This is a genomic window from Methanofollis sp. UBA420, from assembly GCF_002498315.1.
In the GTDB taxonomy this organism is placed as follows: Archaea; Halobacteriota; Methanomicrobia; order Methanomicrobiales; family Methanofollaceae; genus Methanofollis.
Window position 1 is genome coordinate 107,185 of the sequence record NZ_DAGX01000002.1, and the last position, 15,337, is coordinate 122,521.

Annotated in this window: 16 protein-coding genes and 2 pseudogenes; 9 read left to right on the forward strand and 9 right to left on the reverse strand. The window is 54.9% G+C overall.

From position 1 onward, the window contains the following. Positions 1 to 6: 6 nt before the first annotated feature. On the forward strand, positions 7 to 1,146 hold the full coding sequence (locus BP869_RS00495; RefSeq protein WP_342675906.1) for a cysteine desulfurase family protein: 1,140 nt from the start codon (positions 7 to 9) through the stop codon (positions 1,144 to 1,146). An 8-nt stretch (positions 1,147 to 1,154) separates the two neighbouring features. Here BP869_RS00495 and BP869_RS00500 read toward each other — a convergent pair. From BP869_RS00500 to BP869_RS00510, 3 genes and pseudogenes are all read right to left on the reverse strand, one after another. Beyond that, a pseudogene (locus tag BP869_RS00500) lies at positions 1,155 to 1,502 on the reverse strand (IS5/IS1182 family transposase); the annotation flags it as partial. Further along, positions 1,445 to 1,693 (reverse strand): annotated as a pseudogene (locus BP869_RS00505) (ATP-binding protein). The pseudogenes BP869_RS00505 and BP869_RS00500, both read right to left, overlap by 58 nt. A 225-nt stretch (positions 1,694 to 1,918) precedes the next feature. Beyond that, positions 1,919 to 2,173: a Fic family protein gene (locus tag BP869_RS00510; protein ID WP_342675908.1), complete on the reverse strand. Its 255-nt coding sequence runs from the start codon at positions 2,171 to 2,173 to the stop codon at positions 1,919 to 1,921. A 451-nt stretch (positions 2,174 to 2,624) separates the two neighbouring features. Between BP869_RS00510 and BP869_RS00515 the strand changes: the two genes are divergently transcribed. Genes BP869_RS00515 through BP869_RS00525 form a run of 3 tightly spaced genes read left to right on the forward strand, consistent with a single transcriptional unit; the run spans position 2,625 to position 5,883 of the window. Further along, positions 2,625 to 2,858: a hypothetical protein gene (locus BP869_RS00515; RefSeq protein WP_342675910.1), complete on the forward strand. Its 234-nt coding sequence runs from the start codon at positions 2,625 to 2,627 to the stop codon at positions 2,856 to 2,858. Next, a complete protein-coding gene (locus tag BP869_RS00520) occupies positions 2,855 to 3,154 on the forward strand; it encodes a hypothetical protein (protein WP_342675911.1) in 300 nt (99 codons plus the stop codon). The genes BP869_RS00515 and BP869_RS00520 overlap by 4 nt, the downstream gene beginning before the upstream one ends. After that, positions 3,151 to 5,883 carry a hypothetical protein gene (locus BP869_RS00525; RefSeq protein ID WP_342675912.1) on the forward strand — a complete coding sequence of 911 codons (2,733 nt, stop codon included), beginning with the start codon at positions 3,151 to 3,153 and terminating at the stop codon, positions 5,881 to 5,883. The genes BP869_RS00520 and BP869_RS00525 overlap by 4 nt, the downstream gene beginning before the upstream one ends. Positions 5,884 to 5,999: 116 nt before the next feature. Here the strand turns inward: BP869_RS00525 and BP869_RS00530 are convergent, their stop codons facing one another. The 3 genes from BP869_RS00530 to BP869_RS00540 all read right to left on the reverse strand — a co-directional run bounded on the left by BP869_RS00530 (position 6,000) and on the right by BP869_RS00540 (position 7,885). Next, complete coding sequence (locus BP869_RS00530) at positions 6,000 to 7,166, reverse strand: ORC1-type DNA replication protein (protein ID WP_342675914.1); 1,167 nt, start codon at positions 7,164 to 7,166, stop codon at positions 6,000 to 6,002. A gap of 102 nt (positions 7,167 to 7,268) precedes the next feature. After that, the gene (locus BP869_RS00535) at positions 7,269 to 7,463 is read right to left on the reverse strand and encodes a hypothetical protein (RefSeq protein ID WP_342675916.1); all 195 of its coding nucleotides are present in this window, start codon (positions 7,461 to 7,463) and stop codon (positions 7,269 to 7,271) included. Positions 7,464 to 7,480: 17 nt separating this feature from the next. Further along, complete coding sequence (locus BP869_RS00540; protein ID WP_342675918.1) at positions 7,481 to 7,885, reverse strand: hypothetical protein; 405 nt, start codon at positions 7,883 to 7,885, stop codon at positions 7,481 to 7,483. A 205-nt stretch (positions 7,886 to 8,090) separates the two neighbouring features. Between BP869_RS00540 and BP869_RS00545 the strand changes: the two genes are divergently transcribed. From BP869_RS00545 to BP869_RS00565, 5 genes are all read left to right on the forward strand, one after another. Beyond that, positions 8,091 to 8,945, forward strand: coding sequence for an HAD-IC family P-type ATPase (locus tag BP869_RS00545; protein ID WP_342675920.1), 855 nt, complete (start codon positions 8,091 to 8,093; stop codon positions 8,943 to 8,945). 161 nt (positions 8,946 to 9,106) lie between these two features. Further along, positions 9,107 to 9,313 (forward strand): hypothetical protein, encoded by a 207-nt coding sequence (locus tag BP869_RS00550; RefSeq protein WP_342675921.1) that lies wholly within the window; start codon positions 9,107 to 9,109, stop codon positions 9,311 to 9,313. Between the two features lie 276 nt (positions 9,314 to 9,589). Beyond that, complete coding sequence (locus BP869_RS00555; RefSeq protein WP_342675922.1) at positions 9,590 to 10,225, forward strand: hypothetical protein; 636 nt, start codon at positions 9,590 to 9,592, stop codon at positions 10,223 to 10,225. Between the two features lie 27 nt (positions 10,226 to 10,252). Continuing rightward, positions 10,253 to 11,830, forward strand: coding sequence for a glycosyltransferase (locus BP869_RS00560; protein WP_342675924.1), 1,578 nt, complete (start codon positions 10,253 to 10,255; stop codon positions 11,828 to 11,830). Further along, positions 11,827 to 12,768, forward strand: a complete 942-nt coding sequence (locus BP869_RS00565; protein ID WP_342675926.1) for a radical SAM protein — start codon at positions 11,827 to 11,829, stop codon at positions 12,766 to 12,768. Before BP869_RS00560 ends, BP869_RS00565 begins: the two co-directional genes overlap by 4 nt. On the opposite strand, the gene BP869_RS00570 is transcribed toward BP869_RS00565, so the two are convergent. Genes BP869_RS00570 through BP869_RS00580 form a run of 3 tightly spaced genes read right to left on the reverse strand, consistent with a single transcriptional unit; the run spans position 12,765 to position 15,276 of the window. After that, positions 12,765 to 13,562: a glycosyltransferase family A protein gene (locus tag BP869_RS00570; protein ID WP_342675928.1), complete on the reverse strand. Its 798-nt coding sequence runs from the start codon at positions 13,560 to 13,562 to the stop codon at positions 12,765 to 12,767. The genes BP869_RS00565 and BP869_RS00570 overlap by 4 nt on opposite strands. Before the next feature lie 17 nt (positions 13,563 to 13,579). Beyond that, the gene (locus BP869_RS00575; RefSeq protein ID WP_342675930.1) at positions 13,580 to 14,395 is read right to left on the reverse strand and encodes a radical SAM protein; all 816 of its coding nucleotides are present in this window, start codon (positions 14,393 to 14,395) and stop codon (positions 13,580 to 13,582) included. Further along, the gene (locus BP869_RS00580) at positions 14,392 to 15,276 is read right to left on the reverse strand and encodes a hypothetical protein (protein ID WP_342675932.1); all 885 of its coding nucleotides are present in this window, start codon (positions 15,274 to 15,276) and stop codon (positions 14,392 to 14,394) included. Before BP869_RS00580 ends, BP869_RS00575 begins: the two co-directional genes overlap by 4 nt. Between the last annotated feature and the right edge of the window lie 61 nt (positions 15,277 to 15,337).

The following is a 15,337-nucleotide window of genomic DNA, read 5'->3' on the forward strand; positions in this document are numbered from 1 at the left end:
GATACCGTGATTTACGCTGATAATGCCGCGACAACTCGGATTTCTGACCGAGCATTTGAGCAGATGCTTCCGTTTTTACGCGAGCAATACGGAAACGCATCCAGCCAGTATTCACTGGGAGTAAAAGCCAAACGCGCCGTAGAGCATGCTCGGAAACAAGTTGCGGTGGCCATCGGCGCAGAGCCGCCAGAAATCACATTTACCTCCGGTGGGTCGGAAGCAAACAGTTGGGTACTGCGCTGTGTTGCAGAAACTTACCACAACGAGTCGATTCACATCATAACCTCAACCATTGAACACCACTCTGTCCTGAACGCTTGCCGTGCGCTTGAACAGAGTGGCGTCGAGGTCACCTTTCTGCCTGTCGACAATACGGGACGAGTTTCGGTCGAGGATGTTATGGCGGCAATCAAGCCTAACACAAAACTGGTATCAATTATGCTTGCCAATAACGAAATCGGAACGATTCAACCGATTGCTCAGATTGGTGCCTTTCTTAAAGGGCAAGACGTCCTGTTCCATACCGATGCAGTGCAAGCCCTTGGTCACATTCCTATCGATGTTAATGACCTACGAGTCGACTTCTTAACCGCCTCTGCCCATAAGTTCAATGGGGCTAAAGGAACGGGAATCCTGTACAAGCGTTCAGGCTTAAACTTGCCCCCGTTGGTATTCGGTGGCAAACAAGAGCGCGGGCTTCGCGCCGGAACAGAAAATGTTGCCGGAATAGTATCGGCGGGTTTCGCCATCGAGGAAAGCATTAGCGAAATGGCCGAGGAGGCAAAGCGATTAAGATCAATGGTTGAAGTTACAGTAGAAGGTATAAAAGAAAAAATACCCTCTGTTAGGGTCAATGGAGATACCAAATTCCGTCTACCCGGCGTGGTCAATCTCGGTTTTAATGGCATTTCAGGTGAGTCGCTTATGCATCTACTTGATTTGAAAGGTGTTTGCGTGTCCACGAGTTCAGCTTGTACCTCTGGCAAAGACGAGCCGTCGCATGTGCTTCTTGCGTTAGGGCTATCCGAACAGCAGGCAAAGTCGGCCATCCGCATCTCATATGGCAGATATAACACTGCAGACGAGGCGAAGGTCATTGTAAAGGCTGTTTGTGATGCCTATGCAAAAATAATAGATAACCGTTAATCTATAGATCACTCTGGGAAACCCAATATCCTGGCTTTGTTGAATTCCTCGACCACTACAAGAACCACGATCGCCTGAATCGCCTTCGTGAGGTTATGGAGTATCAGTTTGATCTTGATCTCCTTGATCTGGTACCAAAACATTCGTGCTTTCAGCCCCTCTCCAAACTTTCTTTTTATGACCGAGAACGCTGTTTCAACCTTGTTTTTCTCAGCATAACGTTCAGCGTCAAAGGAGGCATACATCTCCTGCCTATAGTTACCCGAATAGATCTTTCCCTTTCATTTTCTGACCGATATCACTGAATCAGCCCCAATCTCTTCTCTGATCTGGCGATGAAGTTCCTCTGAATCGTAAAGGTGACGCCGCGCTCATCCTCCGACCACTTCGGCGGCGGTAAACCGCGTTCATCACATGCCTTCCTGATCATCACACTGCCACGGCCTATCGTTTCCATCAATCCACGCAGATAAAGCACATGGGCAAGATTTGGATTGCGCAGCACCTATATATGCCCGGAAATGAGGTTATCAGGCGTCACACCCACAGGAAACCTGCCTGCGCTCCAGATCTCCAGACGATCCGGATAGATGTGAACAGCAATCCCCCGGGAAAATCACTGTAATCCCGGTGGACAAACGCATTCACCAGCACCTCCTTGATGGCGGACACCAGATAGAGAGGCCTGTCCTGACCAGATAGACCACAATGGGGGCGGGTGAGATCCCGGAATCATTCTCCGCTCTTCACTAATTCTATCCCCTTACAGACCTCATCGGAGGTTTTCACCGCCTCTCCCTCTCATCCAGCCATGCACGCCCCGCGCCGTGGCCCGGTATCTCTGCTTGCCGCTTGTCGGCTTCTCCGGGAGAGTCATCTCGACAAGCCCGGCATCAAGCAGGGGTCTCAGGACCTGGTCCCTGAACGTGGTGCGGTTCGTCCTGCCGGCAACCGCCAGGAGTTCGACCATGGACTGCTCCGTCATGCACGCACGCACGACCTCGGCACTCTTCTGATCGAGATCCATCTTGGTCCCATCTTGGTCCCATCTTGGTCCCATCTTGGTCCCGTCTTGGTCCCATCTTGGTCCCATCTTGGTCCCATCTTGGTCCCATCTTGGTCCCATCTTGGTCCCGTCTTGGTCCCATCCTGGTCCCATCCTGGTCCCATCCTGCTCTGGCCTCCACAGCACCTGGACAAACTGCCCCCCTTCCTGCCTGAAGGGGTTCCCTCTCCTGAGGTACCCCCGATAAAGACACACATAAATACTACAATCTGTCTCTTCCACGGTGCGCTACTCTCCTTTATCTCCTGTGGGGCCCACCCTCTCCTCGGTGCGGTGCCGCCGGTCCCCCTGATGCGGCGGCGGCCCGCCCGGGAGTGTCGAAAAACATGAAATCGATATCTCAGGGCCTCCCCGTCTGCGAGGTCGGGGAGAGTACGGACAGACAGACACTGCACATATGTGAGGCGGCGGTATGTCCAGGATAGACGGCAGCCTTCACGACTCCCCGTGCGCCAACACCGGACCTGGGACCGCCATACCGCCGTCGACCTGCGAGGAGATACACACCGTCGATCCGGTGCCCCTGTATCTCGTCCCACAGGTGGTGACGGCCTGGGTGAAGAGGCACGGCCGTGCGGTGAGCGAGGTGCACGTGAAGCGGGGCGGGCGGCATATGTATGCCGTCTCGGTGGTGGTGCGGGAATGACCGCCACCCTCCGCCTCGGGTCTGACGACGCGGTCTACCTCCTCGTCGGCCGCAGGCGGTACCTGATCGCCCCCGACGACCTCCGCCTCCTCCTCGTCCAGGGGAGGGCGGTGCCGGTGATGGGTGAGGAGGCCGTGATCGTGGGCCACGCGGCGGTGAACCCTGCCGGCCGTGCGGTGAAGGTCTTCACCGTCTCCGGCCACTTCATCGTGCCGCTCGTCTCGTTCCGCCGCGTCGCCACGGGCGAGGCCAGGTCGGCCCCGCTCTTCCCCCTCGTGCCGGAGGGGCGGCCGTGATCGCCGCCGCCCTTGCCGCCCTGTTTTCCGGCGGCGTGGTGGAGGTGCGGGCCCTCGCGGACTATGCGACGCACTCGGGCTACTTCGACGACTTTGCGAAGTGTGCGGCGGCAGCCGAGGCCCTGGACGCCGACCCCGAGGTCCGCGGGATCTATGTCACCCTCAATGAGGTGGACCCGGCCCTCCTCGCCCGCCGGGCGAACAGGGTGAAGATGCGGCTTTCGCGGAGCGACGCGACCACCTCGGACGCCGACATCCTCCGCCGCCGCTGGTTGCCCATCGACCTCGACCCTGTGCGGCCGAGCGGGGTGTCGTCGACCGAGGAGGAGCATGCCGCGGCCCTCAGGCGGGCGGACGCGATCGCCCTCTGGCTCGACGAACAGGGGTTTTCAAGACCAATCCGCGCCGACTCCGGGAACGGGGCCCACCTCCTCTACGGAATCGACCTCGCGAACGACGACGAGGCGACGGCCCTCGTCAAGGGCGTGCTCGCCACCCTCGACGCCCTTTTCTCCGACGAGACAGTCACCGTCGACACGGCGAACTCCAACGCCGCACGGATCTGGAAACTCTACGGCACCTGCTCGCGGAAGGGGGACACCACTCGCGAGCGTCCCCACCGGCGGGCGAAGGTCCTCTCGGTGCCTGAGGAGAGGGAGATCGTCCCTGCCGAGAAACTCCGACAGATCGCCACCCGCCTCCCGGTCGAGGCCCCGCCGGCGCCGAAGGGCGGGACGATCGACCTCGCCGCGTGGCTCCGCGAGCACGGCCTCGCCGTCCGCACCACCAAACCCTGGCAGGGCGGCACCCTCCACGTCCTAGAGGACTGCCCCTTCTCGACCGCCCACCGCGACGGCGCCTTCGCCGTCCAGTTCCCGAGCGGTGCGGTCTACGCCGGCTGCCACCACGCCTCCTGCGGCGGCGGGGTGCAGAGGTGGCCCGAGTTGCGGGCCATGCACGAACCGAAGAAGAAGAGGGAGGAGGTGCCGCCGCCGAAACCTCCATCACCGGCATACCGCGAGAAGGCCCTCGCCATCCTCACCCACGGCGACCCCCTCGCCTTCCTCCTCGACACCTTCACCCGCGAGCATGTCGGCGACCGCACCGTCGCCGAGTGCCTGGTCATGTCCCTCGCCTCCCAATCCGTCGAGAACACGAACGGGTTGCACGTCTCCGTCTCCGGGAACTCCGGCAAGGGCAAGAGCCATGCCTGCACCACCATGCTCAGGCAGGTCCCCGCGGCCTACCGCCTCGCCGGTACGGTGAGCAACAAGGCCCTCTACTACCACGACGACCTCTGCCCAGGCACCGTCTTCCTCTTTGACGACGTCTCCCTCTCCGACGACCTCCAGGAAGTCCTCAAAAGCGCAACGGCGAACTTCAGGGAGAGGATCGAGCACCACACCGTCACCGCAGACAGAAAACTCCAGGTCTGCCGGATACCGGAGAGGTGCGTCTGGTGGCTCGCAAGGGTCGAGGACCCGGGCGACGACCAGGTGATGAACCGCATGCTCACCGTCTGGATCGACGACTCGGCCGAGCAGGACGAGCGTGTCCTCAGGCACATGAAAGAGAAGGAAGCCAGAGAGGACGACGGCGACGACGAGGACCCGGCCCTCCCGGTCTGCCGGGCCATCTGGGAGATTCTCAAAGAGGAACGTCTCCACGTCTCCATCCCGTACGCGGAGAGGGTGCACTTCTCCGCCACCACGAACCGCCGGAACCCGGGCATGCTCTTCGACCTCATCAAGGCCTGTGCCCTCCTCCACCGCTTCCAGAGGGAGACATACGACGGCGGCATCAGGGCCGACAGGTCTGACTTCGCCGCCGCCGCCCGGATCTACGCCGCCATCAACGGCGAGTCGGGCGGGCAGGAGACAAAACTCACGAAGAACGAATCCGCCGCCCTGGCGACTGTCGAAACAATGGGGTGGGAGCAGTTCACGGTCCGCATGCTTCAGGACGCCCTCGGCCTCTCATACCACCAGACCCGCCGCATCCTCCACGGCTACAACAACGGCGGCACCACCTACTCCGGCCTCCTGGAGAAGTGCCCGGCCATCGGGTTTGTGGACACGACCATCTCCGAGGACGCCGGCGGTTACCTGGTCCGCCGGCGCGAGCACCAGTTCTCCTTCAACAGGGAGGTCTACCGGCGGTGGGCGACGGGCGCTCAGGTCTGGACAGACCCCGACCCCCCGGACGATGATGGCACTTTTGCACCCCGTGTGCACCGAAGTTGCACGGAAAAAGTGCAAAGAGCGGGAACGGAAGACCGGGTTCGGAATGACTATTCTAGAGAGAGAAGAGAGATCTCTCTCTCTCATAGTACTCTATTGCACCAAAAAGGAGACACACACAGCACAGGGGATCTCTCCGGGTCTGCGGGTGACTGTGTGTGTGATCTGTGCCAGAGTGCAAACGATCGGGAAGATGGGGGTGAAAGGGCCGGGATGTTTAATCCCGATTCAAAAATTCCCCCGTTTGGTGGCATTTTCAAAGTGCAGGCCCGTGCAATCGGGTGCACAGGTGCAAACAAGACTGTCCCTCTCCCGGGCGTGCTGAAGCACACCGAGTTCACGCGGACGAAGACCGACCTCGGGCGGTGCAGCGTGTGCGGCGAGGGGAGGGCGGTGTTCCGCTCCGGCGACGGGCGGGCGAGACTCTGCGAGAGGTGCTACGCCCGGTTGGTGCGGGGGTGGAATGAGAAGAAGGGTTTGGGCAGGTGATCCCCCCCAGACGCCGGCGGTCGTGAGGGGGAACGCGGGAAGTTAAAGATCCTTTGAACAGAAAATATTGAAAAAAAATTGATTAAATAGGGCAAAACTTCGAGAGACCGGCTGTCTCACCCCTCCCCTGTCTCATACCGGCACTCTTCCTCCTCGGCCACGCCTGCCTGAGGAGCGACCACTTCCCCGACTCCCTCCCGCACCACGACCTCCCGCGTCCTCCCCCTCCCCGGCCGCACGTACAGGTCCACCAGTCGTAAGGTCTCCAGTTTCCGCAACCTCTCGGAGAATGCCGCATACCCCATCTCCCCGCAGAGGCGGTCATAGACCCGCCCGGCGATTGCCGACCCGCCTTCCCTCTCCTCTCTCAGGACGGCGTGGAGCACCGCCCTCTCCCCGGCCGTGAGCGCCTCCACCGCCATCGCCACATGCAGGTGCCGGGAGACGGCAAAGGCCGAGAGCACGTCCCCGGCCGTCACCCTGGTCCTGGCCTCCCTCTCGGCGTGGAGCACCGCCCTTTTCACGACGTCCAGGCCGACCCGGAGGTCGCCAGAGGCCATCGTCCTCTCGACGACGAGGTCGAGGACGGCGGGCGGGACGACGCCGGGGTACACCCCGGCCTTCACCCTGTCTGCAAGGATGCCCCGCACCTCCGCCGCGGTGTACGGCGGGAAGAGGACCTCCGAGGCCTGGAGGACCGAGAGGGTGGAGGGGCCGAGGACGCGGGAGAGGTCGGCCTCAGGGGTGGAGAGGGTGAGGACGACGCCGGTCCGCACCCCCGGCCAGGCCTCGTGCATCCTGAGGAGGGGGGCGAGGACGCTGTCCAGGGTGCCGTCGGCGATGAGCCGGGTGACGTCGTCCAGGCAGACGACGAGGACCGCTCCCCTCTCCGCGAGGGCATGGGCGACCCCGGCCATCACCCGCACATTCGAGACGCCCGACGGCGGGGGCAGGTGGCCGGAGAGGGCGAGGAAGATCCGGGAGAGGACGGCGTACTCCGTCCTCTCGGTCTGGCAGGAGACGAGGACCGGGACGACCGCCTGCGTCATCTCCTCGATCTCGGCGAAGAGGAGCCTGACCGCGGTGGTCTTCCCTGTGCCGGGGATGCCGCGGAGCACGGTGTTCAGGGGGCTGGCCCCGTAGGAGAGGGCGGGCCGCAGGGCGAAGGCGAGGTCTTCGAGTTGTGTGTCGCGGTAGTTGAAGACCTCGGGGAGGTGGGTGATCTCGAAGAGGGCGGGGTCGCGAAAGAGGGTCTGGTCGCTCATGAGGGGGCGGTGTGTCATGGGTGAGGGGTGGCGGCCGGGGTATATGGATGTGGGGCGTGTGAGCGGGGCGAATGTGAAAGAGACGCCGCCCCCGCTCAGGAGATACGGCCGGCTGCAGGATCATACCCGGAAGAGGACGACGATGAGCACGGCCAGGACGAACCCGGTGATGCAGGTGAACTTCCAGTCATGCTCTTTCAGGGAAAAATAGAGCGTCGAGGCGAGCACACGGGCGAAGCAGGGCAATAGCGCTGTAGAGAATCGAGTGCGGCCGTGAGAAGGGGAGAGGCCGGGGTCCGATCTCCGCCTCGCCATGAAGGTTCGATAGGGAGTTATTTCCACTCCCACATCCTGTCGATGACCGTTCCGTCGTGAGCGATCTCGATCTCAAAAAGCACGGCCACGTCGTTGAGGCGGCTCAGAGCGATCCCGGACGTTTGAAGGTACCGTGCCCCCCGCAGGCTCCAGCCCGGCCCTTTTGCCGGCACGCTGATCCCGGCCCCCTCAAGCATTGCCGTCTCTCCCTTTTCGGTCGTCAGGATGCCGTGGCCCTTCCCCATCACTCCTCCCTGGGGCCGCTCTTTCGACCAGAATGTGGCAATCAATGTCACCTCTGTACCGAGCAGCACTCCTTTCGACTCCATGGTCCTCTCGACCTTCGGACCCCAGCCATAATGGTGGGAGATACGCTGCCCCACCACCTTTCCTTTCAATTCGCCGATCATCTCTCCGAGCATATGGATCGCCCTGCGTCCTGATCACCGCCTCAATGATAAAAGTATCCCGGCCGCGGGAGATGTGCCGCCGATCTCCGGGAGGGCACGGAACCGATGGTGAGCACAGGAAGGGAGGCGATGTCGCCGTTCGCCCGGAACCGGTTCACCCGCCGGAATTCCGTAGTATTTTATATGGCGTGGTTTGAAGAGTGGGCCGGGGGGCGTCATGGCCGGGCAGACGATCACGACCGAAGAGGCAAAGGAAAAATCCGTCGATGAGGTATTCGAGATCCTCTCAGCCGGGCGGGACGGTCTGACGCAATCCGAGGCCGAAGACCGTGTCCTGACCGGGGAATCGCTGCCGGTCGAAAAACAGGTCTCGGACGTCGGCTATGCCGGCTCCATCGCGAAACAGAGTGAAATGACCGCGGTGGTGGTGTCCACCGGACTGAACACGTTCTTCGGCAAAACCGCCCGGCTCGCCGAAGAGGCGGTGACGGTCAGCCATTTCCAGAAAGCCGTGATAAAAATCGGGGACTATCTCATCGTCCTGGCAATCGCCCTGGTCTCCATCACCTTCATCGTCTCGATCGTCCGTCACGAGGACCTGCTGAACACGCTCCAGTTCGCGCTCGTCCTGATCGTGGCGGCGATTCCTGCGGCAATGCCGGCCGTCCTGTCCATCACCATGGCCGTCGGGGCCGTGGCACTCGCCAGAAAAGAGGCCATCGTCAGCAAACTCGTCGCCATCGAGGAGATGGCCGGGGTGGACGTGCTCTGTTCGGACAAGACCGGGACGATAACTGAGAACAGCCTCACCCTCTCCGACGTCGTGCCGTTCGGAGGGGCCGGGAAGAGGACGTGCTGCTGGACGCCCTCCTCGCATCCAGGGAGGAGGACCAGGACCCCATCGACATGGCGATCATCACCTCCGGGCAGGCCGGCGGCCTGCAGGAAAAGACCGCCGCGTTCAGCGTCGTCAATTTCAAGCCCTTCGACCCGGTCGTCAAGCGCACCGAGGCCACCATCGAGGATGCGGACGGAAAACGCTTCAGGGTGGCAAAGGGTGCACCGCAGGTGATCCTGGACCTTGCCGGAGGGAGCAGGGACCTCAAAGAGCAGATCGATCGCCTTTGCGAAAAAAGGGTTCCGCATGCTCGGCGTGGCGAGGAGCAGCGGGAACGGCGCCTGGACTCATTGGTACTTCTGCACCGCCCAGGAGAGCCTGAATTATGCGCTGATATGGTCGAGATCCTCTTCATGCTCCGGGTGAGCGAGAGGTTTTGCTGCACCGATTCTTTCGCCTGCCGCCTCAGGTGCCACGCCGCAAACGGAGAGGTCTTCTCCGTCGCCTTCACCCGTACCTCCGTGCGGGTCTCCGCGTACGAGGACGATGCCCTCCTCGCCGCGGTCGAGACCTGGGCCGACGGCATGCCGGCGTTGAACTGAGAGGGGGACTTTCTCCCTCTCCTCTCCTTGCCCTGTCGATAAAGGCCTTAATCATGATTAGTACTAATCGAAAGTAGTGATACGAAGTGTGTCTGGTGGATTTCAGGTGCATCCATTCTGGAGAACTCATCATGAGACTATTGGCTCAGCAGTTCTACCGGATCAGAATTTCGAGGATCCGATGACAAACAGATAGTATGGAATAATCATGAGGTATGATGATATGATGTACAGAAGGGCGCGTTAAGCAGAGGCCTTTCTACCAAGGGCCAGAAGATGGAATCGAAAATATCTGACTGCCAAAAAAAACTTGCTGAATTCCTGGAATTCTCCGGGTATGATCCCGACAATCTGACTTTCTTGGGATATGGTTCAGAAGGTGCCGTGTTTTCAACTCATTCTTACATCTTTAAGTATTTTTTTAAGGGTGCCATGACATTTCCCGATGGCAGACTTGAATTCATATTGCAAAAGTTTCTTGGAAACAAAAAAATCTCGGGCGTAAGGCAATTGTCAGATATTATTTGCGATGGTAAAACGGTAGTATTTGTAACTCCTTATGAAGAATACGGTCCCTATACCGGGGGGGACGCAGAAAATATCTTGGATATCCTTGTGGATTCTAAAATAAACAATTATATCTTTACAAATTTCCATCCTAAAAATCTGATGTATGACAGTGACCATAATCTCAGGATCATAGATGTAGGACGATCTCTGGCACCCTATACCGACAAAGGCTATCAGAACATGGTGTATCGGGCATACCTTACAACCTATTTCTACCAGAGACCTGATCTGTCAGAACTCATGTCCTCCCTACATCGACCAGGATTCATAAAGGAACTGGACGAAATCGGCATATATATGACACCTTTAGATAATAGATTCAAATTGCATATTAGATGTTAATCTGGCGAATCTAAGGGGTTAATTTGGATGGGATCGAAAACTTTTGGAGTAATTGGTCTTGGTTCTGTAGGGTGGGCTGTCATTCACGGCCTCTCACCATGGTATCCCTATGCCGGTTATGACATCATGGGGACATATTCGTGGGGCAATATTCTGGCAACCGATATTGTCTTTATCTGTGTCTCCACCCCATCACATAAAAATGGGAGATTGGACTGCTCTGCTGTTTATGAGGTGTTGGTGCGTCTGAATAATGACCATTATACAGGCCGTATCGTTATCAAAAGCACGCTTTTAGTTGGTTTTATGGATCGCATGGTTGCCCGATTCCCTGCACTACATTTGCTTTATATGCCTGAATTTTTACGGGAGAGATCCTCATTTACATGGTTTACAAATCCGGACCGCCTTGTAGTGAGCGGCACCGATGACGATGTGAGAGAAGTCCTCTCATATTTTACATGGGTGGATCCACATGTCCCGATATTGCATATGAGTTATATCTCCGCAGAGATCGGAAAGCTCGCTCACAATGCCTATATTGCAACAAAGGTGAGTTTCACAAATGAAATGGAGGCGATTTGTTCCGAGTACGGAGCAGACGCCTATGATGTGATGAGTACGATCTGGGCGGACAGACGGGTACATTCTCAGGAGCACTTGACACCCTATCTCGGCCCCTATGGGGGGAAATGCGTACCAAAAGATACTCAGGAACTGTTACATTCAGGGAAAAAAAGAACCCTGCTTACCGCAGTGGAGGCTGTAAATGCCCAATCAACTGCAAAAAAAGCGGAACATAAGCAACCTGCTCTCATCACTATCATCCCAACACATAACCGGCCCAAATGCCTTGACCGTGCCCTTGCCTCAATACGGGAACAAAAAAAGGTTCCTGATAGAGTCTACATCGTAATTGACAAAGATGACCCCTCATACCATGCCGTAGAGACCATTGTTGCAAGATCTGATCGCTGTCTCCCCAGTACATTGCTAAAAAATATCAGATCGCATAATCTCTCTGGAGCTGTAAACACTGCACTTGAACAGGCATCTGATGATTTTCACGATGCCAATATGGTATTTGTCTCAATTCTGGATGATGACGACTGGTGGGACAGATCGTATCTGGCAAATGTCTATAAATTTGCACAGGAAACGAAAGCGGATTGGATTATCTCAGGGTTGATACGGCACAGTGATCCGCTTCGGCCAGGAATTATGCAGCCGATACCGGTGCAAATCACGCAGAATATGTTTTATGTCACCAATCCGAACATCCAGGGATCAAATTTATTTGTGCGATTATCGGATCTTATCAATATCGGTGGATTCGATGAAGAACTTATATCGACAACAGATCGGGATGTCTGCATTCGTCTGTTAGACGCAGGGACTGTTCCTGCAACACTCTATAACCACTTGGTTCATCATGATGCAGATAATACCCGTTCCCGTTTGTCATCTGCGGGTTCAGAAAAAAAGAGTGCAGGTCTACGCTATTTTTATAGAAAATATTCTTCGAGAATGAATCTATCAGAAAGGGATGCCTTTAAAATGCGTTCTCTGGACCTCTTCCATGTATCTATTTCGGAGGAGATATGACCGAATTCTGTCCTCATCTCTGGCATACGATAACCATCGATCATAAAGGGGATGTATACAGTTGCTGTCTCATTCAACCAACAAAAATGGGCAGCATTTACAAAGAGAATCTCTCTGACATTGTCAATGAACCCGGAATTACCCGTCTTCGCCGTGCATCACTTGAGGGGACCCTTCCCTGCTATGCGAGTTGCAATCTTATTGACAAGACTGGCACGGGCGGTGGGAAATATTCTTATCTCCACCCATATTGCGATTATGCCGATTTCAAGACTATATATATCGATTTTGGAATGAAGTGCAATATTTCCTGTATCATGTGCAGACAGAGGGCACGATACAAGACCGATCAGTCCACTTTGCGTGCGGAAATGCTCATCTGCCATATTGACATCAGGCCATTTTCCACTATTTTTCTTCAGGGAGGAGAACCCCTATGCATCGATGAATGCCTGAAATACATGACATACCTTGCAAAGAACCGAAAAAAATATTCTCTCCTGACAAATGGCACTCTTATCGATGAGAGCATGGCCGCAAGACTTGCTAGGGAAGCAAAATTAATTAGCATTTCTTTGAATGCATCAACGAAAGCGACACATGAGAAAATAAACCACGGCTCGTCATGGGAACAGGTTCTGGGAAATATTCAGTCTCTGAGGGATCAGCGGGAGCGTTTCAATACTGATCTGTCAATAAACGGGCGCATGACATTAACTGTTGATGCATTGCCTGAAATCCCCTCATTCTTGAGATCATATAAAATGTTTGGATTTGACACCGTCAACTTTGGTTATGACCGTGACACTGTTCCGCTCTATCTCCAGCAAAATCCCGAGTTTGCTTCGACTCTTTCCCACGACATCGCAAAGGTCATGTCTACCGCAGATCTTTCAACGATCGACTCGCTCCGGTTGTCGCAATTAGGTCTTTTCTAGTCAGCGAAATAATATCCGGCATAATACCAGAGATCCCAGAGTATCTGGTACATCAGAACTCTCACCCCTTTTTTCTTCAGCATATCAGGGTAATATACGAATTTTACACCTTTGAGAGATTTTCCAATGTCCCTTTTTGTTATCTGAGGGTACAGCACATGCAGGTTCTCCCTGCTTTCTCTGCATCCCACCCCAATGCGTCGTGCTGCATGAAGGTCATGATGAACATCCTCTGCAAGATGTTCAATCCAGACGTCCTGCAAATATAAAACTGGCAGTGCTTCTTTTTGTATTCTAAAGTTGAGGTTTGCATCAACTGCAAAAGGTATGCCATTGTCAAATAGAAATCCTTTGACCCGGGACGGAAGACGCTTTGTTACCCCGATTCCCGGCGTATAGACTACGGGCAGGGCATTTACATAATCTCTTGCCTCTGCAATTTCGCGTGAGAGGAACGCCTGGCCCTTTTGGAAACGCAACGGAGACCGGACAATGTCATAGGTGTCTAAGCCGACTATCATTTTTCGGATGCAATTTTTACTGAATAACGTGTCTGAATCTGTAATTATTACTTTGTCAGTTGTTGTGGATTCAAATCCAATATTGGAAACAATGGATAAATTTCCCGGTGGAGAGGTTCGACAGATAACATCCTGCCTTTCCAACCGCCGCTTGAGGTTAGGATTCTCATTTAACACAACGATTATTTCGACATCTGCATCGATACTGGAGATACAGTTGAAGACGCGTTCATCATTGTTGCATCTGATAACTACAGAAGCCTCTTTTTTCATGTCGTCTTCCTCTGGTGTTAATATTTTGTGAGCTTAGGTTTTTCGCTTTCAAATACAGCATATGCATGGACCCATGATGGAGACATCGGACTCCCTACGATTTTCTCTCTTTCTTCTTTCGGAATGAAATGGCGGCTGCAAAAATGCCCACAATGCCGACAGAGTTGATCCATTTGCGGAAAAATCTCATTCCGAGAACGTGGGAGATGTTTCAGTCCAATATCAAATCCCATTACCCGATCGATTGAACCGCCGGGTCCGCAAGGATAATATCCATATGTGTTTAAGCCCAGGCCGCAATCTGTGGTTGTACTACAACCGTTTCTGTACTCGGAGAGGCAAAATATCCGTTGATCAACAGGTGCCAGATTAAATGGTTCAAACTTTTCCTGATATGCCTGAATTTTATGGGTGTTGTTGACGATGACCCCTTCGGGAACAGCTGCAATTACATCCTGAACCTCTTTGCCATAGCCACTCGTCGTAATTTGAATGAATGTTTCTGGCGAGTAGGTCTCTTTGTAACTCAGCAAGGCCTCAAGGATCTCTAGAAGGTCGGGATGGAGCATCGGTTCGCCACCCAGCACTCCTATTTTCTCCCATTTTACGCTGTGTGAGATCGATTCGGTGACAAACTTTTCAATCTGTGAGACGGTCATTGCAGCGATGTCCGGTGCCTGAGAGCAGGAACGTGCACAATTGAGGCACCTGAGATGGCATTCATACGTGATGTCGATCTCAATACGATTCAGGTTCGGGAGAAATTCGTAGCCATGGAGTTTGCTTCCGATCTTTGATGCACGGTAGATGTGCCAGAGGTTATGAAGTGTCAAAGTGATTTCATCTCAGATGGTGTCAGGCCCCATTCAACCTCTGTGCCTACGAGATCAACATGTTCAAACTGGATCTCGGGGATATGATTTTGTTCTACTCTTTTCATGACCCAGAATAAGAATTCAGGGTCTTTTTTTACGGTGTTTGGAGGATGAATATAGAATGTTCTCCCATCACCCCCACGGAGTGATACCAATCCTTTTTCTTTTTGCAGTTGTTGCAGAGAACGATACCAGGTGAGCTTGAACTTCCCGTTAATAAGTTCGTTTGGGAATGGACGCAGTGAGAAGAAGCGTTCTTTTCTGAAGAGGCATATCCGTACTTCAGGTACATATTCTCCGGCCATGGGAGATGAATACGGACGGAAGTCATTGTTTTTATGGGCGATATTGAATCCTACCGAGACGACATTCTCTGCAGATTCGGCTGCATGTATCATGTCTCTCAGATAATCATGATTCCAGTCCCTGCGACAGATAATGACATCAGCGTCTGCCTGAAGGGTGTACGTCCCGTGAGTACTTTCGAAGGCGTACAGTTGCTGGTACATGGGTGCATCTGTAATTGAATGTGTTTCGGTTGTTTTGAAACCGAACCATCTCTCATATACTGCTTCGATACGGTGGGGATCATCGGTAGGTACGACGAACCATGTGTCTATGATCCCCTCATCGCGAAGCGATTCTGCAATATGGAACGCCGTATCTTTCGATGGTTCTGAGTATTGGCGTATAAAACAGGTCTCCGTTGCATCAAAGGCCAGGATGACTTCGCAGAACCGCTTTTTTTCCAGCATTCTTACAATGTGGCGGATCTGCCGGTCCAGTAATTCTCCTCCCTGAAAACTGGCTTTGATTACCAGTGAGACCGAATCTCCCATTCTTTTAAATCAGGCTGTATCCGGGAATTAATTTTGCCATTCCTTTTTTATTGGAGGAGTG

Bases quoted from the DNA above. Each gene is read 5' to 3' on its own strand.
- BP869_RS00510 (WP_342675908.1), bottom strand. From the start codon at position 2,173: ATGGATCTCGATCAGAAGAGTGCCGAGGTCGTGCGTGCGTGCATGACG.
- BP869_RS00515 (WP_342675910.1), top strand. From the start codon at position 2,625: ATGTCCAGGATAGACGGCAGCCTTCACGACTCCCCGTGCGCCAACACC.
- BP869_RS00520 (WP_342675911.1), top strand. From the start codon at position 2,855: ATGACCGCCACCCTCCGCCTCGGGTCTGACGACGCGGTCTACCTCCTC.
- BP869_RS00530 (WP_342675914.1), bottom strand. From the start codon at position 7,166: ATGACACACCGCCCCCTCATGAGCGACCAGACCCTCTTTCGCGACCCC.
- BP869_RS00535 (WP_342675916.1), bottom strand. From the start codon at position 7,463: ATGGCGAGGCGGAGATCGGACCCCGGCCTCTCCCCTTCTCACGGCCGC.
- BP869_RS00540 (WP_342675918.1), bottom strand. From the start codon at position 7,885: ATGCTCGGAGAGATGATCGGCGAATTGAAAGGAAAGGTGGTGGGGCAG.
- BP869_RS00545 (WP_342675920.1), top strand. From the start codon at position 8,091: ATGGCCGGGCAGACGATCACGACCGAAGAGGCAAAGGAAAAATCCGTC.
- BP869_RS00550 (WP_342675921.1), top strand. From the start codon at position 9,107: ATGGTCGAGATCCTCTTCATGCTCCGGGTGAGCGAGAGGTTTTGCTGC.
- BP869_RS00555 (WP_342675922.1), top strand. From the start codon at position 9,590: ATGGAATCGAAAATATCTGACTGCCAAAAAAAACTTGCTGAATTCCTG.
- BP869_RS00560 (WP_342675924.1), top strand. From the start codon at position 10,253: ATGGGATCGAAAACTTTTGGAGTAATTGGTCTTGGTTCTGTAGGGTGG.
- BP869_RS00565 (WP_342675926.1), top strand. From the start codon at position 11,827: ATGACCGAATTCTGTCCTCATCTCTGGCATACGATAACCATCGATCAT.
- BP869_RS00570 (WP_342675928.1), bottom strand. From the start codon at position 13,562: ATGAAAAAAGAGGCTTCTGTAGTTATCAGATGCAACAATGATGAACGC.
- BP869_RS00580 (WP_342675932.1), bottom strand. From the start codon at position 15,276: ATGGGAGATTCGGTCTCACTGGTAATCAAAGCCAGTTTTCAGGGAGGA.